Annotated in this window: 18 protein-coding genes and 1 pseudogene; 7 read left to right on the top strand and 12 right to left on the bottom strand. The window is 64.8% G+C overall.

The features are described 5' to 3' along the window. Nucleotides 1–2 precede the first annotated feature (2 nt). From fliD to QRQ56_RS28265, 3 genes are all read right to left on the bottom strand, one after another. Nucleotides 3–1,685 carry a flagellar filament capping protein FliD gene (gene fliD / locus QRQ56_RS28275; RefSeq protein ID WP_438744461.1) on the bottom strand — a complete coding sequence of 561 codons (1,683 nt, stop codon included), beginning with the start codon at nucleotides 1,683–1,685 and terminating at the stop codon, nucleotides 3–5. Between the two features lie 61 nt (nucleotides 1,686–1,746). Continuing rightward, nucleotides 1,747–2,571 (bottom strand): flagellin, encoded by an 825-nt coding sequence (locus QRQ56_RS28270; RefSeq protein WP_438744460.1) that lies wholly within the window; start codon nucleotides 2,569–2,571, stop codon nucleotides 1,747–1,749. A 144-nt stretch (nucleotides 2,572–2,715) separates the two neighbouring features. Further along, nucleotides 2,716–3,414, bottom strand: a complete 699-nt coding sequence (locus tag QRQ56_RS28265; protein ID WP_438744459.1) for an RNA polymerase sigma factor — start codon at nucleotides 3,412–3,414, stop codon at nucleotides 2,716–2,718. 513 nt (nucleotides 3,415–3,927) lie between these two features. Here QRQ56_RS28265 and QRQ56_RS28260 point away from each other — a divergent pair. From QRQ56_RS28260 to QRQ56_RS28250, 3 genes are read left to right on the top strand one after another with little or no spacing between them, the layout of a single operon-like run. Continuing rightward, the gene (locus tag QRQ56_RS28260; protein ID WP_438744458.1) at nucleotides 3,928–6,342 is read left to right on the top strand and encodes a hypothetical protein; all 2,415 of its coding nucleotides are present in this window, start codon (nucleotides 3,928–3,930) and stop codon (nucleotides 6,340–6,342) included. A gap of 60 nt (nucleotides 6,343–6,402) precedes the next feature. Next, complete coding sequence (locus tag QRQ56_RS28255) at nucleotides 6,403–7,722, top strand: hypothetical protein (RefSeq protein WP_438744457.1); 1,320 nt, start codon at nucleotides 6,403–6,405, stop codon at nucleotides 7,720–7,722. 14 nt (nucleotides 7,723–7,736) lie between these two features. Then, a complete protein-coding gene (locus QRQ56_RS28250) occupies nucleotides 7,737–8,273 on the top strand; it encodes a hypothetical protein (protein WP_438744456.1) in 537 nt (178 codons plus the stop codon). 1 nt (nucleotide 8,274) lies between these two features. On the opposite strand, the gene QRQ56_RS28245 is transcribed toward QRQ56_RS28250, so the two are convergent. The 6 genes from QRQ56_RS28245 to QRQ56_RS28220 are packed head-to-tail and all read right to left on the bottom strand — an operon-like array spanning nucleotide 8,275 to nucleotide 15,204. Then, nucleotides 8,275–9,519 carry an acetyl-CoA hydrolase/transferase family protein gene (locus tag QRQ56_RS28245; protein WP_438744455.1) on the bottom strand — a complete coding sequence of 415 codons (1,245 nt, stop codon included), beginning with the start codon at nucleotides 9,517–9,519 and terminating at the stop codon, nucleotides 8,275–8,277. Between the two features lie 7 nt (nucleotides 9,520–9,526). After that, nucleotides 9,527–11,080, bottom strand: a complete 1,554-nt coding sequence (locus QRQ56_RS28240) for an AMP-binding protein (RefSeq protein WP_438744454.1) — start codon at nucleotides 11,078–11,080, stop codon at nucleotides 9,527–9,529. A gap of 18 nt (nucleotides 11,081–11,098) precedes the next feature. Beyond that, nucleotides 11,099–12,265 (bottom strand): acyl-CoA dehydrogenase family protein, encoded by a 1,167-nt coding sequence (locus QRQ56_RS28235; RefSeq protein WP_232954111.1) that lies wholly within the window; start codon nucleotides 12,263–12,265, stop codon nucleotides 11,099–11,101. Between the two features lie 29 nt (nucleotides 12,266–12,294). Continuing rightward, nucleotides 12,295–13,584: a TRAP transporter large permease gene (locus tag QRQ56_RS28230; protein WP_438744453.1), complete on the bottom strand. Its 1,290-nt coding sequence runs from the start codon at nucleotides 13,582–13,584 to the stop codon at nucleotides 12,295–12,297. 9 nt (nucleotides 13,585–13,593) lie between these two features. After that, the gene (locus QRQ56_RS28225) at nucleotides 13,594–14,142 is read right to left on the bottom strand and encodes a TRAP transporter small permease (RefSeq protein ID WP_438744452.1); all 549 of its coding nucleotides are present in this window, start codon (nucleotides 14,140–14,142) and stop codon (nucleotides 13,594–13,596) included. A gap of 33 nt (nucleotides 14,143–14,175) precedes the next feature. Further along, nucleotides 14,176–15,204, bottom strand: coding sequence for a TRAP transporter substrate-binding protein (locus tag QRQ56_RS28220; RefSeq protein WP_063201605.1), 1,029 nt, complete (start codon nucleotides 15,202–15,204; stop codon nucleotides 14,176–14,178). 226 nt (nucleotides 15,205–15,430) lie between these two features. Here QRQ56_RS28220 and QRQ56_RS28215 point away from each other — a divergent pair, with 226 nt between their 5' ends. The 4 genes and pseudogenes from QRQ56_RS28215 (at nucleotide 15,431) to QRQ56_RS28200 (ending at nucleotide 18,748) form a co-directional block, all read left to right on the top strand. Continuing rightward, entirely contained in the window at nucleotides 15,431–16,633 is a 1,203-nt protein-coding gene (locus tag QRQ56_RS28215) for a CaiB/BaiF CoA transferase family protein (RefSeq protein ID WP_438744451.1), read from the top strand. A gap of 32 nt (nucleotides 16,634–16,665) precedes the next feature. Next, nucleotides 16,666–17,133: pseudogene (locus QRQ56_RS28210) on the top strand (MaoC family dehydratase); the annotation flags it as partial. Then, a complete protein-coding gene (locus QRQ56_RS28205; RefSeq protein ID WP_438744450.1) occupies nucleotides 17,133–17,984 on the top strand; it encodes an HpcH/HpaI aldolase/citrate lyase family protein in 852 nt (283 codons plus the stop codon). The pseudogene QRQ56_RS28210 and the gene QRQ56_RS28205, both read left to right, overlap by 1 nt. Before the next feature lie 23 nt (nucleotides 17,985–18,007). Further along, nucleotides 18,008–18,748 (top strand): IclR family transcriptional regulator, encoded by a 741-nt coding sequence (locus QRQ56_RS28200; RefSeq protein WP_438744449.1) that lies wholly within the window; start codon nucleotides 18,008–18,010, stop codon nucleotides 18,746–18,748. Between the two features lie 7 nt (nucleotides 18,749–18,755). On the opposite strand, the gene QRQ56_RS28195 is transcribed toward QRQ56_RS28200, so the two are convergent. The 3 genes from QRQ56_RS28195 to QRQ56_RS28185 form a co-directional block, all read right to left on the bottom strand. Further along, nucleotides 18,756–19,547: a transporter substrate-binding domain-containing protein gene (locus QRQ56_RS28195; protein WP_438744448.1), complete on the bottom strand. Its 792-nt coding sequence runs from the start codon at nucleotides 19,545–19,547 to the stop codon at nucleotides 18,756–18,758. A gap of 91 nt (nucleotides 19,548–19,638) precedes the next feature. After that, entirely contained in the window at nucleotides 19,639–20,430 is a 792-nt protein-coding gene (locus QRQ56_RS28190; protein WP_438744447.1) for a fumarylacetoacetate hydrolase family protein, read from the bottom strand. A 124-nt stretch (nucleotides 20,431–20,554) separates the two neighbouring features. Beyond that, nucleotides 20,555–21,856, bottom strand: a complete 1,302-nt coding sequence (locus tag QRQ56_RS28185) for an MFS transporter (RefSeq protein ID WP_438744446.1) — start codon at nucleotides 21,854–21,856, stop codon at nucleotides 20,555–20,557. Between the last annotated feature and the right edge of the window lie 29 nt (nucleotides 21,857–21,885).

Here is a 21,885-nt window from a genome sequence, read left to right as displayed (position 1 = left end):
GATCAATCGCTCGAGGAGCTGCTCAGCAGCGCCTTGAGATAGGTCAGCGTGCTGTTGGCGCTCTCGATCGCCGCCTGGTATTTCGCGTATTGGGTCTGGAGCTGCGATTGCAGCGTCGCGGCCGCGCTGTTGATGTCGTCGACCTTCTGCTGAAGGTCGTCGTCGCGCGTCGTCAGGTTGGTGATCAGCGTCTGCAGCACGCCGGTCGACGAGGAATAATTTTTCGCGATCTGATAGAGCTGCGTCGCGATACCCGAGGTCGAGGTCACCGTGATCGATTGCGAGGTCGATCCGCTATAGGTGAAGGCCATGCCGGCGTAGATCGAGCCTGCGGCGCCGATGATCGTGGTGCCGCTGACCGTGAACAGCGTCGAATCGCCGCCGACCGACGCCGAGGCCAGGTTGCCGTCGGAATCGACCGTCAAATCCAGGGTGAAGGACTGCGGCGACGTGCCGGTGTTGACGACGCTGAGCTGGCTCGACGACGTCGTGGTCTGAGCCGACAGCAGCTTGGTCACGCCGCTCAAATTCGTGCTCAGGATATCCGACAGGGTCGAGGTGTCGAGCTCGAGCTCGTTGCTCTCGTTGAAGGACAGGCCGAGATCAGCCATGGTCATGCCGCCGACGGTGCTGTTCAGCGCATTCTGCAGCGCATCCATGATGTTGCGCATCGTTCCGTCGCCGAACAGCACCGCGCTGGAATCAGCGGTGCCGTCGGTGGCGGTCGCCTGCTGGGCGACGACTTCGTCGCGGAAGGCATTGTAGTTGGTGACGAACGTCTCCAGGGCCGACTGGATCTGGCTGGTGTCGGTTTCGATGCTGATGTTCAGCGACGTTCCGTCCGGCGTCGCCTGGAGCAGGCCGAACGTGACGCCGCTGAGGACATCGGAGATGTCGTTGGTGTCGCGGGTCATCGAGATGCCGTCGAGCGTGAATTCGGCCGACTGCGCCTCCTGGATGACGTTGGTAAAGCTCCCCGAGCTGTCGGTCACGCCGAGCTCGCTCATGATGTCGTCGCCCGAGGTGCTGGAATAGCTGATGTCCGCGGCATCCTCGGTGCCGGTCAGGACCAGCCGGTACGACGTGCTGGAGACCTGCACGATCGAGGCCTGGACGTTTGTCGTCGAGGTCTGTGCATTGATGGCATCGGCGACGTCCTGGAGCGACATCGTGCTGGTGACCGTGATGTCGGCTGTCGTGCCGCCCTCAAGCCCGATCGAGAAGGCGCCGGAATAGCCGAGTTCGTCGGTCTGGCTCGATTGCGAGGTGCCGGCCACCTTGTGCGCAGTCGCGAGCTGACTGATCGTCAGGGTGTGATCGCCTGTCGCCGCCCCGCTCTTGATCGTCATCGAGAGCGCCGAGGAGGCGCTGACGTCCCCGGTCGCACTGATGCTGGCGGAGCGCGTGGAAAACGCGCTGGTCGAGAGCGAGTTGACCACCGCGGTCGACAGCGAGGCCAATCCCGAATACAGCGTCTTCAGATCGCTTTGCAGCGTCTGATAGGCCGAGATCTTGGCCTCGTTGTTCGTGATCGTGGTGGAGATCGTGTCCGCCTGCGCGGTCTTGGCGTCGACGGCGGCCTGGATCAGCGCCGACCAGTCGATACTGCTCGAATTGGTCGTCCCGCTCGTGGTGACGGAGACCCCCGAACTTGTGCTGCTGCTGGTCGAGCTGACGCTGGTCACTTTGGCTGACTGTCCCTGGTAGAAAGCGGGCCGGCATCATGCCGGCCCGCTCGTATCGTCATCAGCCCAGCAGCTTGAGCAGGTACTGCGGCATCTGGTTCGCCGCAGCGAGCGCTGACACGGCGGCCTGGGTCTTCACTTCCGCAGAGGAGAGCTTGGACTGCTCGGCCGCGATGTCGACGTCCTTGATCGCCGAATTGGCCGACTGCAGGTTCTGGGTCTGGGTGGAGATCGAGTCCGCGCTGAAGTTGAAGCGGGATTCCTGGGCACCGATGCTGGCGCGGGCGGCGGAGACCGTGTCGATCGCCGTGTCCAGCGCGGTCAGCGCCGAGGTCGCGTCCGACAGCGAGCTGACATCAAGCGAGGACACGCCGAGCGACGAAGCCGTGAGGCTGGTGAGCGTGATGGTGATGGTGTCCGAGCCGGAGGAGCCGACCAGTACCGACACGCCGGAGGCGAACACGCTGGAGCCGTCGAGCAGGCTCTGGCTGGAATAGCGCGTGCCGGAGGCGATCGAATCGATTTCGCTTGTGAGCTGCGTGAATTCCGAGTTGATGTAAGCGCGGCTGGAGTCGGTCGTGGTGCCCGAGGCGGACTCGGAAGCCAGCGACTTCATGCGGGCGAGAATGTCGGAGATGTTCGAGGCGCCGCCGTCGGCGGTCTGCAGGATGGCGTTGGCCTGTGAGGCGTTGGTCGCGGCCTGCTGCAGCGTGGTGACGTCCGAGGAGATGCGGGTGGAGATCGCAAGACCGGCCGCGTCGTCGGACGCCGACGTGATGCGCGAGCCGCTCGACAGCTTGGAGAGCGAAGAAGTCTCCTGCGACGAGTTGATGTTGAGATAGCGTACCGCGGCATTGGCGGCGGTATTGGTGTTGATTGCGGGCATTGGAAGCTCCTGTGCTGATGGGCATGGCGTGCCGCATCGTTGAACTCGACTTACGACGACGCGGACCGCAGCCCCGTCCGTTCGCTCAAACGGCGGAGCGCAAGCAGATCAGGCGCGAAAGTTTTCGCGAGCCGAATTTTATGGTTAGCAATCGGTAAACGCGGTGCGGATGTCGCGTTCGTGCTTGCGCAGAAGCTGACGCAGCTGCTGGCGTCCACGCTTGAGCAGCGACTCGACGGCGGCGACCGTCGTGTCCATCACCTCGGCGATCTCGCCGTTGCTCATGTTCTCGTGATACGAGAAGATCACCGCGATGCGCTGCTGCTCGGGCAGACGCTGCATCGCGATCTCCAGCATGCCGTTCAGCTCGTTGCGCTCGATGATCTCGACCGCGCCGGGCTGGCCGTCGGCGACTTCCGGAACGGTCTCGACGTTCTCGGTCCGCGGCTTGCGGCGCAGATCGATGCAGCGGTTGGAGATGACACGATAGAGCCAGGTCGAGAACTTGGCGCGGCCGTGCTGCCAGCGACCGCGATGGCTCCAGATCTTGAGCATGGTGTCCTGCACCACGTCCTCGGCGTCCGCAGCGTTGCCGACGATGCGCAGCGCGATCGCATAGGCGCGATCGATGTGACGTTCGACCAGTGCACGGAAGGCAAATTCGTCGCCGGTCGCGAGCCTGTCGAGCAGTTCGCTGTCCTCGTCGTAAACGACATCGACCGCATCCAGCGCGCTGTCCGGCGCGAGCGGCACGGAGGGCATCACCGGCACGATCGCCTCGGCCGGCATGGTCGTCGTGATCTCGGCCTCGGCGGGAGCCCAGACATCAGCAGCGTAACTCATCCCGCAACCTCCAACCCGCAATGCCGCTGGCGCACATGCCACACGGCTTCCAGGCGTTGAACGCGGGGCCAAAACAATCCAGGCGGATAATTTTTGTTATTTTTCAAGATGTTAGCCGGTATCTTTTGCCGAGTATCGGGCAATAATTGCCGACCGCGCGATCGTCTCGCGCATCAGGTCTGCAATCGTCACATCGTCTCGCGCCATGGCGGATCATTCATCCTGAACAGATGTAGCGGTGAGAAAACGCTGAAGTTACGCGGCACTAGGTGATCAAACGCAACGCGCGCGTGGCGCATCAAGAAGCGATTGTTTCCGAGTGTGAATGAACGCGAGACGACTTTCGCACTCGGCAATTTTTTCCGAATCACCTTTTTCGAACCTAGCGATTTTTTTAAATCTGTCAGTCGCGACGAACACGATTTTGAATCGCGCGTTACTTTTTTTCGCATCTCGAGCGCCTGACTCCACGCATGCGCGCGTTAATCACGTTGGTGGACGGGGAATTGCAGCATGAAGTTGGCTACGGCCGGCGCTGAGCGCCGCGCGCAAATTGTTTCTGCTTGGTCGTTCGATGTTTTCGATACATTTCTGCTGCGCGCATGCACGACGCCGGATGGCGTATTTGAAAGGACTTACGAGCTATCCGGCATTTCACGAACTTGTCCGGATGTTTCCGCCAGTTTCGTTCAGCATCGCATCCAGGCCGAATCGCGCGCACGCCGGACCGCGAAGGAGAAACGCGGCGCGAGCGAAGTGCACATCGACGAGATCTATTCCTTTTTTCCGTTCAGGCTGTTCGGTCTTTCCCGCGGAGACCTGAACGACCTCGTCGACGCCGAGTTCGCCGCCGAGATCGAGCTCTGCCGCGCCAACCCGGACATGATCAGGCAATATCTGGACATGAAACGCGCCGGCCATCGCGTCGGATTCATCTCGGACACCTATTGGGACACGGACCGGCTGGCGCGCCTGCTGCGCGCGTGCCATCCCGGGCTCGACTGGGACTTCCTCTATGCGTCCTGCGACCATGGCAGCGGCAAGAGCGAAACCCTGTTCGCCACCTATCTGTCCGAACAGGGAATCGACGCCGGCGCCTCCTTTCACGTCGGCGACAATGACAAGGCCGATATCAAGGGCGCGAAGCGTCACGACATTCACCCCCGCTATTATCCGCAGGCAACCGCGCAGCTCGCCTCGACGTTTCAGCGCGAGACGGCCCTGTTCGAGCTGCTGTGCGCGGGCGCGCCGTCGCGGCTCGATCATGGCGCACGAACGCTGCGGCGCGTGGTTGCCGCCCGCGGCGCCGAGAGGTCTCAGGCCTTCCACTTGGGGATGACCGTGCTCGGCCCTGTCATGACCGCATTCGACGCCTTCGTGACGCGGCGTTGCGCGGAAATTGCCGAGCCCGGCCGGCGGGTCGCGCTCGGCTTTCTCGGCCGCGACGGCTTTCTGCCGCACCGGGTCTGGCAGGGACTTCATGGCTCCTCGTCGGCCTATCTCGAGATCAACCGCCGCGTCGGCCTGATCGCCTCCGCCGACACGATGCAGCCGCTCGTCGATCTCTTCAGCAAGGTGTTCAAGATCGACGCGCCGACCTTCCAGGACATGATGAAGATGATGCCGCCGAAGGTCGCGGCGTTCTTTGCCACCTGTCCCGGCGGCATCGCCTCCGGCGAAGACCTCGCCGCGGCGCTTCCGACATTGATCGATCCTGCCGAGATCGTCATGCTCGCCGCGGGTTTGCGCGTCCGGCTGCTGGCCTATCTGCGTCAGGCCATCCCCGGCTTTGACGACTGCACCGATCTCGTGCTGGCCGACCTCGGCTATTCCGGCAGCGTCCAGAAGGCGCTGCGTCGCATCTTCGACCTCGAGGGGCTCGAGATCCGCCTGCATGGCGCCTATCTGATGTCGCTCGACGACGCCTTCGACGATGTCGCCGAAGATGACAGCGCGGCAGGCTTCATCTCCGATCTCGTGGTCACCCCGCACGTCAAGCGCATGATGATCCGCAACATCGCGCTGCTGGAGCAGATCTGCTGCTCCGCCGACGGCTCGGTGCGCGACTATGACGGCGACAAGGTGCTGCGCGAGATCAACCCGCGCCCCGAGAACCAGATCGTACTGGCCGCCGAGATCCAGGCCGGCGCCCTCGCCTTTGCAGGGGCTGCCGAAGAGGTCGCGCTCGATTTCCGCCTGAGTCCCCATGCCGCGCCCGATATCTCCGCGCGCTGGTGCGCGGCGACGTTGGCGCGGCTGCTGCTGCTGCCCGACGACGACGAGCTGACGCTGCTCGGCGATTTGAAGCACGACGTCAATCTCGGCACCCACGCGCTGGCGCCGATGATCGATAGCAGCTTCATCCGCCGCCAGATCACCGCCCGCGGTCTCTCCGCTGCCTGCACCGTCGCGGCGCCGCCGATGTGGCTGGCGGGCTGCTTTGCGCAGCTGTCGCCGTCCCATGCCTATCTCTATGCCCTGTTCGGCGCCAACCGCCTGCCCGCCGACGTCTTCGAGGAGAGCCCCTGCGCGTCCGTCCAGATCGGCCTGTTCCGCGGGAACGGCGAAGCGACGCTCGAAACGGTGACCGTTCATCGCACCGGCCTCGGTGAGCTGCGGGTGCGCATTCCCCTCTCGCGCGCCATGGGCATCACCATGATTGCGTTGCCGCTGGCGAAATTCGCCCCGGAAGGCCTGCTGCATGGCGTGACCATTCAATCCGCCGACGGGGTCCGCGACGCCGCCGAGAGCCAGGACGCGGTCGGCATCGCCGCCGAAAGCCTGACCTTTGCCGGCGTGCAGCGGACCGGCTCGCATTATCGCGCCGAGAACGAGGACGGCTGCCTGCTGATCCCGGTCGCCCCGATGACCGAGGAGATTGCAGTCTACGCCGTCGCAATCACCCCGCTCGGAGCCCGCCCGAAATAGTGCGCCTGATCGCGTCAGCCCGGCCGTTGAAGTCCCAGGGGTTGACGAGGGGGCACGGAATTGCGGGACGCGACGCAGGCTAAACTGGATCAGGTGCTGCAAGCCGGCGGCATCAGGCTGGGCCGGGCCCAGCACGACCGCCTGAGCTGGTTGGTCGGCCAGTATGGTGCCCCCATTCTCGATGACGTCCCGGACGGACGGCGCAGCGGCGTCGTGATCCTGAAGGAGCCGCCGAGCGGCGCGGCGGCCGAGCTGTTCTACCGCTCGCTCAGTCCCGCCTGCGCTGTCATCATTCCCGGAGGAGAAAATCCCGGCTTCGACTTCCTCAAATCCAAGCTGACCGAATTCGGCACCGTCGGCCCCTGCGGCGCCGATGGCCCGCATGAAATGTGGTGGGGCGGCATCGGCTGGGCGCGATTTCTCGCCGCCGCCGACGCCTGCACCGTTCGGCCCCGGATCGTTGCCTGCCATCCGCGCGGCGGCGACGAGGCAGCGCCCCTCCGTCTCCGCCAATCGCTCGAACGCCTGCAGCTCGACTGTCATATCGAAGCGATCGACACCCAGCTCGATGACCGCCTGCTCTGCTTCGAGACGGCGGAGTTCATGGTGCGGATGTGGAACAAATATCGCGAACCGCTGCTGTTCGTCGATGCTGGCGCCATCTTGCGCGAAGCGCCGCTGCTGCCGTCTTTCCTCGGTTGCGACGTCGCCCTGCACAAATGGAATCGCTGGGAGATGTCGGCACGCACGCTCTATCTCGGCCGCTCCGCGCATGCCGAACGGCTGCTTCGCGCCTGGCAGCAGCTCGCCGCCGCCTATCCCGCGATCTGGGAAGGCTATCTGCTGGACCAGGCCTGGAGCCTGACATCGTCGCAGGTTCCGCTCGATACGGTGTGGCTGCCGCGCTCCTATCACGCGCTGAAGGGCGACCTCGGCGCCTCGCGCGCGACCATCCTGCACGACCAGCAGACGACGACGCTTGAGCTCGGCCCCGATCCCGGCTTTGCGAGCATCGTGCGCACGGCGCGCCGCGCCGGCCGCACCGGCGCCCGCGACGCCTTCATGGTGATGACCTCGAGGGCCGCGACCGGGGGCGGCATCGCCGTGATCCTTCGCGACGTCTCGGCCAGCGATGCCGGCGCCGTGGCGGCGACCGTCGAGGCCGTGACCGGCGCCTATGCCGCCGATTGCGGCGGATACGGCCGGCTCGAGCTCTCGCTCTGCGCCTGGCAGGACGATGTCGGTGCCGCGCGCGAGGCGGCGAGCCACGCGCGCTACCGCATCCTCGAGATCGCACCCGGGCAGCGCATCGCCAACGACTTCTTCGCCAGCCACGCGTCCGACGATGCGGTCATGACCGCACGCCAGCTTTTCCCCTGAGGGAGACCTTCACGATGCTCAAGACCATCATCCTGCTCACCGACACCGTGCAACAGCAGCAGCCGCTGGCCAACCTGCTGCGCGAGCACAATCGCAATCTCGGCTTCTGCTCGGCGCTGCGCGCATCGGACCTCGGCGCGATCGATCCGGACGTGCTGAGCGAGGCGCGGCTGGTGTCCTTTGCCGCCGATGTGGCCGTGCCCGAAAAATTCCTGCTCAAGCTCGGCTACGGCGCCTACAAGTTCTTCGCCACCCCGACGCAATATCCGGGCCTGCCGTCGGCGCCCGACGAGAGCGAGGACGATCCGCGCTGCTATTCCGTGATCGCACAGTCGATGACGATCTGGCCGGACTTCAAGAAGGTGGTCGGGCTGGAGACGGTAACGATCCCCGATGGCACCGTGCCCGCCGAACGCGAGCGGCTGGTGTTCTCGCGCCTCGCCCACCTGTTCTGGGGCATGTCGCACATGATCGCCGGCGAAGCGACGGACCTTCCGGGGATCATCGGTTCCGGCGAGAGCCAGCGCCCGACGGCTGCGATGATGAACTGAGCTAGCGCGCGCGAAGCTGCGCCGACAACCCCTCGCGGTGCTCGGGTGCGGCAATCGCGATCATGCGGCGCGCCCGCTCGGCAAGGCCGCAGCCGCGCAGCTCGGCGATGCCCCATTCGGTGACGATGGCATCGACATCGGCACGCGGCGTCGTCACCGTCTCGACACGGCCGACGATCCGACTGGTGCCGTCGGACGCCGTTGCCGGCAGCGCGATGATCGCCCTGCCTCCGGGCGAGGCATTGGCCCCGCGGACGAAATCGAGCTGCCCGCCGATCGCACCGATGGCAACACCGTTCAGCGTCTCGGAATTGACGCTGCCGTCGAGCCCGACCTGGAGCGCCGAGTTGATCGCGACCAGCCGGTTGACCTGCGCCAGCACGTTCTGGCCGTGCGTGTAGGACGTCGGCCGCACCGCGACCGTCCTGTTCTCGTGAACGAAGCGATAGAGCCGCTGCGTGCCGATCACCTGGTTGGTGACGGTGATCCCGGCATCGATCCCCTTGTCCGCATTCGTCACCGCACCGCACGCGATCAGATCGACGACGGCATCGTTGATCAGGCCGGAATGAATGCCGAGATTGCGCAGATGGGAGAGCGTGGAGAGGATCGCGTCCGGAATTCGCCCGACACCGAACTGCAGCGTGCTGCCGTCCGCGATCAGGCTCGCCGCATGCACGGCGATGCGCCGGGAGACGTCGTCAGGCGGCGTCGAAGCCAGCTCGACCGGCGGCCGGCGCGCCGCCACGCGCAGATGGATCGGCACCTCGTCCGGCCATTCCGCACCGAACGTGAACGGTGCATCCGGATTGATCTCGGCGATGACGCGGCGTGCGCCGCGCGCGGCGTCGATGACGTAGTCGTTGGAGAGGCTTGCGCTCAAGCGGCCACCGCCTCCTTCCGCAAGCTGCACCAGCACGACATCGGCCCTGTGGCGACGCGCGGCGAAGTCGGCGCAGAAGGCGCTGTAATTGCTGGGGATCACGTCGAGCCGCCCGGCCTTCGCAAGCCGCCGCGCATTGCCGATCACGCCATAGCTCTGAAACGCAACGTTGGGTGGACATGTCGCGGAGAACGTGTCCGAGAACACCGGGCCGATCATCATGCGAAACGGCGGAAGCTGCGCCGCCTGCGCCATCAGCGCTTCGGTCAGGGTGACGGGCTCGGCCGTCGCCTGCCCGCACACGACGAGATCGCCCTCGCGGATCAGGCCGGAGAAATCGATCGGGGCCGCGGGCTCGGGCATGACCGCGTCAGTCCATCGGCGAAAGGCGCGCGGAGGACTCGGCGAGCAGCGTCCGCAGCTCGGTCTTCACGATCTTGCCGTAACTGTTCTTGGGCAGCTCATGGATCGCATAATACTGCTTCGGCCGCTTGAAACGCGCGATCCAGGCATTGCACATCTGGTCGAGCTCGTCGCGCGCGAGAGCCCTGCCCGCGACGGGAACGACGACCGCCACCACTTCCTCACCCCACTCCGGATGCGGCCGGCCGATCACCGAGACCTCGGCGACGGCCTCGTGCCGCAACAACACTTCCTCGACCTCGCGCGGATAGATGTTGGTGCCGCCGGAGATGATGACGTCCTTGGAGCGGTCCTTCAGCGTCAGGAAACCGTCGGCATCGAAGGCGCCCATGTCGCCGGTATAGAGCCAGCCGTCCCGCAGCGTGTTCGCGGTCGCATCCGGGTTCTGCCAGTAGCCGGACATGACGGTGTCGCCGCGCACGATGATCTCGCCGACCTCGTCCGGCGCAACGTCGCGGCCCGTCTCGTCCACGGTGCGCACCTGCGCAACCCCTTGGGCGATGCCGACCGAGGCGAGGCGCTCCTCATAGCGGGGATACCCGGTGTCGGCATGCATGCGCTTCGGCAGGTACGTGATGGTCATCGGTGTCTCGCCCTGGCCGTAGATCTGCGCGAGCTTGGGCCCGAATACCGCGAGCGCCGCCTTGCAGTCGGCGACATACATGGGGCCGCCGCCATAGATGATGGTCTTCAGCCCCGGCGCGGTCGCGCCCACAGCTTCCGCCGCGACCGTCAGGCGGCGCACCATGGTCGGTGCGGCGAAGAACGAGATGCCGTCGCGCTTTTCCGTCAGCGCCAGAATCTCGTCCGGCTCAAACCGGCCGCTCTCGGGAATGATCTGCGCGCCCATGCCGAGCACATGCGGCACCATGTAGAGGCCGGAGCCGTGCGACATCGGCGCGGCGTGCAACAGCGCCTCGCCCGGCACCACCGGATTGATCTCGGCGAGATAATTCAGCGACATCGCCAGCAGATTGCGATGGCTGAGCACCGCGCCCTTGGGCCGGCCCGTGGTGCCGCTGGTGTAGAAGATCCAGGCGGGATCGGTGACCGCAACATCCGCAATGCCAATGCCGTCCGCCTTCGCGAGGGCGCGATGTTCGGCCGAGCCGATCTCGATCACTGGCGGATTGACGGTCGCGAGCGCCAGCGCCTCCGATGCAACGCTTGCCATGTCCTCGGTCACGAACACGATCGCGGCGCCGGCATTGTCGAGAATGAACGCGACCTCGCGCGGATGCAGCTTTGCGTTGATGGGCACCGCGACCAGCCCGGCATGCCAGCAGGCATAGAGGCAGGCGACATAGTCGGGCACGTTCTTCATCAGCAGCGCCACGCGGTCGCCGCTGGCGAGGCCGAGACGTTGCCGCAGCGCGCCCGCGAGCGAGGCCACCGTCGCGGCGAGCCGGCCGTAATCGGCGACCGGCGTCAGACCCTTGAGCAGGGCCGGCGCGGAGGCGTCCGCCTTGGCGGCGCGCAGCAGATGATGAGCGAGGTTCACGGCGATGCTCCCCGGGCCCTAGTACGATTTGGCGAGCCCCAGCACCTTTTCCGCGATGAAGCTAAGCGCGAGCTGCGGGCTGACCGGCGCGATGCGCGGGATCAGCACCTCGCGCAAGTAACGTTCGACGTGGAATTCCTTGGCGTAGCCGAAACCGCCATGCGTCATCACCGCCTGCTCGCAGGCATGGTAGCCGGCCTCGCCCGCAAAATATTTCGCCGCGTTGGCGCCGGCGCCGCAAGGCAGGCCCTTGTCGTATTGCCAGGCGGCCTGCATCACCATCAGCCAGGCCGCTTCGAGCTCGACCCAGTTCACCGCGAGCGGATGCTGGATGCCTTGATTCTTGCCGATCGGCCGATTGAACACGACGCGCGTCTTGGCGTATTCGGTCGCACGCGAGAGCGCGAGCTTGCCCAGCCCAACGGCTTCCGCCGCGATCAGGATCCGCTCGGGGTTCATGCCTTCGAGGATGTACTGAAAACCCTTGCCCTCTTCGCCGATGCGGTCCTCCATCGGGATCTCGAAATCCTCGAAGAACAGCTCGTTGGAATCGACGATCTTGCGGCCCATCTTCTCGATCTCGTGGACCTTGATCCTGGTGCGGTCGAAATCGGTGTAGAACAGGCTGAGGCCATGGGTCGGCGAGCGCACCTCTTCCAGCGGCGTGGTGCGCGCCAAGAGCAGGATCTTGTGCGCGACCTGCGCGGTCGAGATCCACACCTTCTGGCCGTTGACGATGTACCGGTCGTTCTTGGCGACCGCCCGGGTCTTGAGCTGCGTCGTGTTGAGGCCGGTGTTGGGCTCGGTGACGGCGAAGCACGCTTTCTCGCGGCCTTCGACCATCGGCGGCAGCATGCGCTTGCGCTGTTCTTCGGTGCCGAACACGACGACGGGATTGAGGCCGAACACGTTGATGTGCACCGCGGACGCGCCGGACATGCCGGCGCCGGACTCCGCGATGGTACGCATCATGATCGCGGCTTCAGTGATACCGAGGCCCGAGCCGCCATATTCCTCGGGCACGCAGATGCCGAGCCAGCCGGCGTCGGCCAGCGCCTTGTGGAAGTCGTGCGGGAAGCCGCCGTCGTGGTCCTTCTTCAGCCAATAGGCATCCGGAAAGCCCTCGCAGATCTTGGCGATGGCGTCGCGAATGGCTTCCTGCTGATCGGTGAGCGCGAAATCCATGATGGTCTCCTTGTGGAGGCTCGTTGTTCCTAGCGCCCCATCTGCGAGGGCAGCCAGAGGATGATAGACGGAAACGCCACCAAAATCGCGATGGCGATCAGGTGCGCGATGAAGTGCGGGAAGGTGCCGTGGAACACCTCGGCCACCGGCCGCTTGGCATAGCGGGCGACGATGAAACAGTTGAGGCCCACCGGCGGCGTGATCATGCCGACCTCGGCGGTGACGATCTTGATGACGCCGAACCAGATCGGATCGAAGCCGAGCGTCTTGATCAGCGGCAGCACGATCGGCACGGTCAGGACCAGGATCGCGATCTGGTCCATGAAGGAGCCCAGCACGATATAGCCGAACAGGATCAGCGTGATGATCACCCAGCGCGAGGTCTGCAGCGAGCCGATCCAGGCGACGAGGTCCTGCGTCACATGGGTGAGCGTGAAGAAATAGCCGAAGATCGAGGCGCCGACGAGGATCGTCACGATCATGCAGGTGCCGTGGGATGCGCTGAGCAGGGCCTTGTAGAGCGATCCCGGTGTCACCCTGCGCCTGGCAATGGCCAGGCCCAGCGCTCCCGCGGCACCGAGCGCAGAAGCCTCGGTCGGTGTCGCCACGCCGAGATAGATCGTGCCGGTGACGAGCGCGAACAGCAGCACCATCGGACTGACTTGCCACAACAATGCAAATCGTTTCCGCCACGGTACCGGCTCCACGCGCGGGGCGCGCGAAGGATCCTGCCAGACCAGGAAGTAGATCGTCGCCATGATCGTCGCGGTCACGAGGATCGCGGGAATGATGCCGCCGATCAGAAGTTGCCCAATGTTGACTTCCGCGAGCAGACCGAAAATCACCAGCGCCACGCTGGGTGGAATCAGCATGGCGAGCGTTCCCGAAATGGCGACGACGCCGGCCGCCATTTTCGGCTCATAGCCCTGCTTGATCATCGCGGGGAGGCTCGTTGCCGACAGCGTCGCCGCGGATGCCGTCGAAGTCCCGCAGATCGCGCCGAAACCGGCGCCGGCCAGCGCCGTCGCCATGCCGAGCCCGCCGGGAATTCGGCCGATCCAGGCAGACGCCGTCTCGAACATGTCGTCGGCGACGCCCGACAGCAGGACCAGCTCTGCCATGAGCAGGAACATCGGGATGGTGATCAGTTCGTAGGACGATACCGTAGAGAGCGGCGCCGTCTGTAGGATGCCGAACAGCGTGCTGGTGCCACCGACCATCAGGAGGCCGACCGAACCTGAAAACCCCATCGCAAAACCGACCGGTGTACCGATCGCCAGCAGGAGGAAGAGCAGCCCGAGTACGAGAAAAACAGTCATTGTGCCGCCCTATTCGAAGCTGCGGGCTTCGTCGGTCACCGACGGAAGTGGGAAGATGTCTCTGCCGGAGACGAGGCTGACCGCATGGCCCACGAGCTGCAACGCCAGCCGCAGCACGAGCACGCCGCAGCCGAGCGGCACGAGCACCGCGGAGATCCAGGTCGGCCACGGAATGGCGCCGGAGAGCACATCGTGCTGTTCATAGTTCTCCAGCGCGCGATCGAACCCGACCTTGCTGATGAGGACGAAGACGAACAGTCCGGTGAGGGCGGTGACGATTTCGGAGAGCCGCCGGCCTGCCGGCGGGAAGCGCGACGCCAGGACGTCGACACCGACATGCGCATGCACGCGTAGCGTATCCGACAGTGTCAGAAAGAATGCCCCCGCGAGCAGATAGAGACCGATCAGGTCATAGGTGAAGGAAAGGGGGCTATTCAGGACGTAGCGCATGAAGACGTCGACCACGACAAGCGTCATGATCGCGAAGAGGCAGATCGCCGCGATCACCGTAAGTGCGCGCTCCAGCACGCCGAGTAGATCCGTTGCTCGCCTGATCACCTCTGGCCCCCTCCTATGCCGAATCCGGTCGAACTACTTGGCGCCGCCGGCAGCGAGCAGGTCTTCGAACTCCTTCAACGCGGCGGAGGCCTGCTTGCCGCGGCTGTCTAGCCCGCTCGCCCATTCCTTGCCGACGCCCTTGAGCTTGTCCTTCATCTCGGCACGCGTCGCTTCCGGCAGCGGATCGAAGCTGATGCCTTCGTCCTGCATCTGCTTCTTGGTGGTTTCGCCTTCCTTTTCGACGCCGGCGCAGGCCTGCGGCGTGATCGCCTCGGAAGCCTCGTTCATCGCCTTCTTTACGTCGTCGGGCAGCTTGTCCCAGACTGACTGGTTGATGGAGTAAGCAACGATGAAGCTGCCGAAGCTGACGCCTTCGGTAGCGTGCTTGACCAGCTTGTCGAGACCATAGGACACGACGCTGTCGAGCGGGAAAAGCAGCCCGTCCATGGTGCCGCGCGACAGCGACTCATAGGCATCGGGCGCAGCCATGCGCACCGGTACGGCGTTGAGCGCACGCAGCGTCAAATCCTGCGCGCCGCCGGTGGTGCGCAGCTTCAGGCCCTGCATGTCCTTGGTGGCTTCCACCTTCGACTTGACGGTCCACACCTGGTAGGGCGGCAGCACGACGGCCATCAGCAGCTTGATCTTGTTCGGCGCGTATTCCTGCTTGGCCAGAATGCCTTCGCGCGCGCTCTTCCAGTAGGCGAGCGTGCCCTGGCAACTGGTCGCGAACGCGCCCGGCAATTGCGCGACTTCCGACAGCGGCATCTTGTCGGACACGTAGGACGGCCCGATGTAGCCGATGTCGACCACGCCGGACTGGGTCAGCCGCAGCATGTCCGCGGCTTTGCCGATCTGCTGGTTCGGATAATAGGTGAAGGTCACCGCGCCGTTGGTGCGCTTGGTGACGTCGTCCATCCAGGGCTTGAGCATCAGGCGGACGAGGTAGTGACCGGCGGGGAAGCTGTCGGCGACCTTCAGCTCCAGCGCCTGCGCCGACCATGTCGAGACCGGCAAAGACAGCGCGAGCGCGGCGACAATCCGGACCAGGTTCTTCTTCATTTCATTCTCCTTGACGCGTCCCCACGCCGAAGGCGGCAGCCGATCGCTGCGGCACCTACGGCCTCGCTCCACTTCTTGCTTGAGGAAAATGTACATATACGTGAATTTATTTGTCAAGTATATGAACTATGCATGGAGCTATGCGCTCGGGACCCCGAACCGCGAATTGACACCTCCGTTTTATGAACTCTAATTCCACGTATATGAATTTATCCCACGAGGCCCCATGGGACCGCTCGCCGGCTTCACCATTCTCGACCTGACCTCGGTGCTGATGGGCCCTTACGGCACGCAGGTGCTGGCCGACATGGGCGCCGAGATCATCAAGGTCGAAAGCCCCGAGGGTGACATCGTCCGGCAGATCGGCCCCGGCCGCACGCCCGGCATGGGCGGCATGTTCCTCAATGCCAATCGCGGCAAGCGCAGCATCGTGCTCGACCTCAAGAAGCCCAAGGGCCGCGACGCCCTGCTGCGGCTGGCGAAGCGCGCCAACGCGCTGGTCTATAATGTGCGCCCGCAGGCCATGGCGCGGCTCGGCCTCGATTACGAGACGCTCCGCGCGATCAATCCTGCCCTCGTCTATGTCGGCGCGTTCGGCTACGGCCAGTCCGGGCCCTACGCGGCCAAGCCCGCCTATGACGATCTGATCCAGGGCGCGGCGACGATTCCGACACTGCTCGCCGCAGCCGGCGATGGCACGCCGCGCTACGTCCCCGTCACCATCGCCGATCGCATCGTCGGGCTGATGATGGTCAACGCCATCATGGGCGGACTGATGCACCAGCAGCGCACGGGCGTCGGCCAGCGCATCGACGTGCCGATGTTCGAATCGATGACCGAGTTCGTCCTGGTCGATCATCTGGGCGGCCTGACCTATGACCCGCCGCTCGACCATGGCGGCTATCCCCGCCTGCTGTCGCGCTACCGAAAGCCCTACAAGACCAGCGACGGCTATCTCTGCGTCCTCATCTACAACGACAAGCACTGGCGCAGCTTCTTCGAGGCGATCGGGCAGCCGGAGTTCCTGCAGCAGCCGCGCTTCGCCAACCACGCGGCGCGCACCAGGCATATCGACGAGATCTATGCGGAGATCGGCCAGATCTTCACAACGCGCACCACCGCGGAATGGCGCGAACTGCTGGAGCGCGCCGACATTCCGGTGATGCCGATGCACACGCTGGAGACAATTTTGGACGATCCCCATCTCGATGCGGTCGGTTTCTTCAGGACGGTCGATCACCCCGTGGAAGGCCGCATCCGCCAGATGCGCGTGCCCTCGACCTGGAGCGAGACCCAGCCGGAACCGGCAGGCCCTGCACCCACGCTTGGCCAGCATGGCCGCGACATTTTGCGCGAGGCCGGCTTCTCGACCGAGGAGATCGAGCAGCTCGCCGAACAAAAAGCAGTTCACCTGGCCGCGCCGCCTTAAGCCGCAGCGCTGGCCATAATCGCAGGACATACAGGGAGGAAACCGCAATGGCCGGACTTTATTTCGAAGACTTTTCCGTGGGCCAGGAGTTCAGGCATCCGCTGACCCGCACCGTCACGGAGATGGACAACACCATGTTCAGCCTGCTGACGCTCAATCCGCAGCCGCTGCATATCGACGCGCATTTCTCCGAAAAGACCGAGTTCGGCCAGCGCATTTTCAACAGCCTTTACACCCTCGGCATCATGATCGGCATGACGGTCTATGATACGACCATGGGCACCACCGTCGCCAATCTCGGCATGACCGACGTCACCTTTCCAAAGCCGGTCTTCCATGGCGACACCTTGCGGGCGACGACGAAGGTGCTTTCGTTGAGGGAATCCAAATCGCGCCCGAAAGCGGGCATCGTCGAGTTCGAGCACCACGCTCTGAACCAGAACGACGAGATCGTCGGAAAATGCCGCCGCATGGCGATGATGCACAAGAGGCCGGTCTGATGCGTTCGATGCTGTTCGTGCCGGGCGATTCCCCGCGCAAATTCGAGAAGGCGAGCGAAGGCAAGGCCGACGCGCTGATCATCGATCTCGAGGATTCCGTCGTCACCGACAAGAAACCGGAGGCGCGCACCCTGACGCTTGCGATGCTGAAGGGCCGCCCCGGCCCGCACCAGCTCTATGTCCGCGTCAACGCGCTCGACACCGGCATGACCCTGGCCGATCTCGCCGCCGTGCTGCCGGGCAGGCCCGACGGCATCGTGCTGCCGAAATCGCAAGGCGGCGACGACGTGCGCCAAGTCGCGACCTGGCTCGAAGCGCTCGAAACTGCGGCCGGCATCGCGGTCGGCACCACCCGCATCGTCTGCGTGGCGACGGAAACCGCGAGCTCGATCTTTGGCCTCGGCAGCTACAAGGGCTGCTCCCCTCGCCTCGCCGGATTGATGTGGGGCGCGGAAGACCTCTCGGCCTCGCTCGGCGCCACCGAGAAGGCATCTAGCGGCGTGTTCCACAGCCCCTATCGCCTCGCGCGCGATCTCTGCCTCATGGCGGCGGCCGCAGCCGAGGTCGCACCGATCGACACCGTCTATACCGACATCGACAATCTCGCCGGCCTCGAGCAGGAAACGCGCGCGGCGCGGCGCGACGGATTTTCGGCCAAGGCGCTGATTCATCCCAAGCATGTCGATGTCGTCAATGCGGCGTTCGCACCGACCGACGCCGAGCGCACGTGGGCCGAGAAGGTGATCGCGGCGTTCGCGAGCAACCCGAATTCCGGCACGCTGCGCCTCGACGGCCAGATGATCGACAAGCCGCATCTTCGCGCCGCGAAGAAGATCCTCGGCCAACCCTAAGGAAGCAGGACGCAAAGCCCGCGATGATCGTTCGCCAAGCCGCCAACGTGCTGGAGATCATGGAATTCTTCGCGCAAGCGAGGAAGCCGGCGACGCTTGCGGAGATCGCCGATCATTTCGGCTGGCCGCGCTCGTCGACCTTCAACCTGCTCGCGACGCTGTCGGAGAAGGGCTATCTCTACGAACCTCGCCCGCGCGCCGGCTTCTATCCGACGCCGCGCTGGCTTGCCATGGCGCGGATGATCTCTGAGGTCGAGCCTCTGCCGCAGTGGACGCATCAGTTGATCGCCGATCTCTCCGCCGAGACCGGCGAGACCGCGTCCATCGTAGCGCCGGCCGGCGTCATGGCTGTCTTCATCGACGTGGTCGAATCCGCGGCCGCGATCCGCTATTTCGCGACCATTGGCCACCGCGTGCCGATCCACGCCACCGCAAGCGGCCGCGCGCTGCTGCTGCAATATTCTCCGGAAGAGCGCGATTCCGTCTACCGCAAGATCGAATTCAAGCAATACGGCCCGTCGACACCGATCAGTATCGACGCCGTGGAGACCGAGCTGCGCAATTCGATCGCGCGCGGCTACTGCCAGAGTTTTGCGGATTACAGCCGCGATCTCGCCGGCGCCGCGATCCCGCTGCCGATCGGCGATCGCCGTCTCTCGGTCGTCGTCGCCGGACCGGAGTTCCGCATCGGCCCGAAGGTGGCGGACGTTGCCGCACTGATCGCGCGGGCGGTCGACCGGCTGCGACCCAAGACGGCGGCCTGACGCGAAGCTACGGCGCGACCTTGTCGCCGGTGAAACCATTGCCATCCAGCGCGCGTCGCACCGTGCCGTCCGCCTTGGCGTCATCGAGGAAATGCGTGGCCCAGACCTTCGCTGCGGCCTTGCCTTTCGGCACCACCACGACCACGCCGGTCGACTGGATCACCTCGTCCAGCACCTTCGTTCCCGGCAGCTTCCGCGACAGGTCTTCGAGCGCGCCCATGCCCATCGCGAGCGCATCGAGCTCGCCCTTGCCGATCAGCTCGGCGGCCTGCTCCGGCTTCACGAACTTCGTCAGCTTTGCCTGCTTCAGCGACTTTTCGACCGTACGCGACGTCGACGTCCCCTCGATGCAACCGACCCGCATGCCGGCGCGATCGACATCCGCGGCCGAGCGGATGTCCGAACCGGCGCGCACGAGGTACCCGCTCATATAAGCGACGTAAGCGGGCCCCTGGTCGACGAACTGCTCGCGCTTGACGTCCGCCGGCATGAAGGAGAGATCCCAGACGTCCTTGCTGCCGGCGGCCGCAATCTCGTCGGAGCTTTGGTATTCGACGAGCTGCAACGGCATATGCAGCTTGTCCGCCGCAACTTTTGCCAGCTCGACGGTGACGCCGCGCGGCTTGCCGGTCGAAGCATCGCGCGTGGTCCAGAACGCCGAGGCAGCGGGGCCGACGGCCACCGCCACGCGCAGTGTCCCCGTTGGGGCGACGTCTGCGGCGCCTTCGGCTTTCGCATCAGGGACAGCGGTCATGAGACCGATCAACCCCAATGCGAAGATCAAGCTGAGCCGCAACATGTCACGCCTCCAGAATTGAAAATTCGCCCGATTGCGGGTGGTCTATTCCCTCGCCCAGTTCCTACGGGGCGAGGGAAAGGAAGCTCCCGCCTCAGACGATCTTGATCGACATATCCGGCAAGCCCTCGAGCTTGCACAGCAGCACGTCGCCCTTCACGACGGGACCGACATTCTCCGGCGTTCCGGAATAGATGATGTCGCCGGCCTTGAGCTCGAACGCTTCCGATAACTTTGCGATCTGCTCGGCCACGCTCCAGATCATCTTGCTGAGATCCGAGTTCTGCTTGATCGTTCCGTTGATGGCGAGCGAGATCGCGCCCTTCTCGAAATGGCCGGTCTTGCTGGCCGGATGAATCGGACCGATCACCGCGGCGTGGTCGAAGCTCTTGCCGATCTCCCAGGGTTTCTTCTCCGCGGCCATGCCGTTCTGAAGATCGCGCCGGGTCATGTCGAGGCCGAGCGCGTAGCCATAGACATGGTCGAGCGCCTTGTCGGCGGGAATGTTGGTACCGCCGGATTTCAGCGCGGCGACCAGCTCGACCTCGTGGTGATAGTTCTTGGTCAGCGACGGATAGGCGTGATCGGCGACCTCGCCGATCGCGACGTTCTGGATCGCGTCCGTCGGCTTCTGGAAGAAGAACGGCGGCTCGCGGTTCGGATCGGAGCCGCGCTCGATCGCGTGCGCCGCGTAGTTGCGGCCGATGCAGTAGATGCGGCGGACCTGGAACACCTCTTTCTCGCCGACGATCGGGATCGTCACCATCGGCACCGCAAAGATCGGCTTCGGTCCGGCCTGCGCTGCGGCCGGCGTCGCATCGGTGAGGCCCGCCGCGGTCATCGCGGCAGCGGCAGTGAGGACGTCGCGTCGAGAGGTCTTCGTCATGGTTTCGTTCCCTGGCTTGGGGAGTTGTTTCCTCATGGCGTTCTTAGAGCCAAACGGGCACGGGGCCAATACCGGTCCGCAGCGTCTCGCGACGCGGTCGCCCCTCCAGCGCGATCGCCAGACTTCAGGATCGCAGCGCGTCCCGCGCCGTCTCCGGCGCCAGCAGCGTTGCGATGATCGTGATGATCGAGAGCGCGATGATGTAGACCGACACGGCCCAGGAGGAACCGGCCCATGCCAGCAGCGCAGCGGCGATCAGCGGTGAGAAGCCGCCGCTCAATGCCGCCGCGACATTGGCGCCGAGCGAGGCGCCGCTGTAGCGGACCTGGGTGCGGAACAGCTCCGGCATGAACGCGGCCTTCGGCCCGAACAGCAGGGCATGCGTCAGCGTCATCGTGACGACGAGCGCCAGCGTGATCAGCGCCGGCTCCCTGGTGTCGAGGAACCAGAACAGCGGAAACGCCAGCGCCACCGAGAATACGCCGCCGGCGAGATACAGCGCCTTGCGGCCGAAAATGTCGGACAGCCAGCCGGCGAGCGGCAGCGTCGCGAACTCGACGAGGGCGGCGTAGACCACGGCGTCCAGGATCACCTGTCGCGGCAGGCCGAGTTTCGTCGTGGCGTAGACGACTGTGAAGACGGTCAGCAGATAGGCAAGGCCGACCTCCGACACCGTGATGCCGATCGCCAGCAGGAAGCTGCGCCAGTCGCGGCGAAGCACTTCCCAGACCGGTTGGGCCAGCACCTCCTTGCGCTCGACCACCTCCTTGAAGTGCGGCGTCTCAGCAAGCTTGAGCCGCACGACGAAGCCGACACCGACAAGCAGGATGCTGATCAGGAACGGCACGCGCCAGCCCCAGCTCAGGAAGTCGGCCTCGGGCAGCTTCGTCATCAAGCCGAAAATGCCGGTCGAGGCGGCAACGCCGACGGGAAAGCCGATCTGCACCAGGCTGCCGTAGAAGCCGCGGCGATTGCCGGCATGCTCGACCACCATGACGACCGCGCCGCTCCATTCGCCGCCGAGGCCGATGCCCTGAACGAAGCGCAAGGCTATGAGCAGGATCGGCGCCCAGACGCCGATCTGGCTATAGGTCGGCAGGCAGCCGATCAGGAAGGTGCCGAGCCCCATCGCGATCATGGTCGCGACCAGCATGGTCTTGCGGCCAAGCCGGTCGCCGTAATGGCCGATGATCGCGCCGCCGATCGGCCGCGCCACGAAGCCGACCGCATAGGTCGAGAACGCGACCAGTGTGCCGACGAATGGATCGAAGCTCGGGAAGAACAGCTTGTTGAAGACCAGCGCCGCCGCCGTGCCGTAAATCAGGAAATCGTACCATTCGATCGCAGTGCCAAGCGCGCTCGCCCACACTACATGCGCCGTCGTCGATTTCTCCGCGGACGCGGAGACCCCTGCTGCTGCTGTCATTGCCCTGCCCCGCAGATTCCAGAGCACAT

The sequence above is a fragment of the Bradyrhizobium sp. U531 genome, from assembly GCF_051710265.1.
Lineage (GTDB): Bacteria > Pseudomonadota > Alphaproteobacteria > Rhizobiales > Xanthobacteraceae > Bradyrhizobium.
This window is presented reverse-complemented; position numbering and strand designations above follow the sequence as displayed.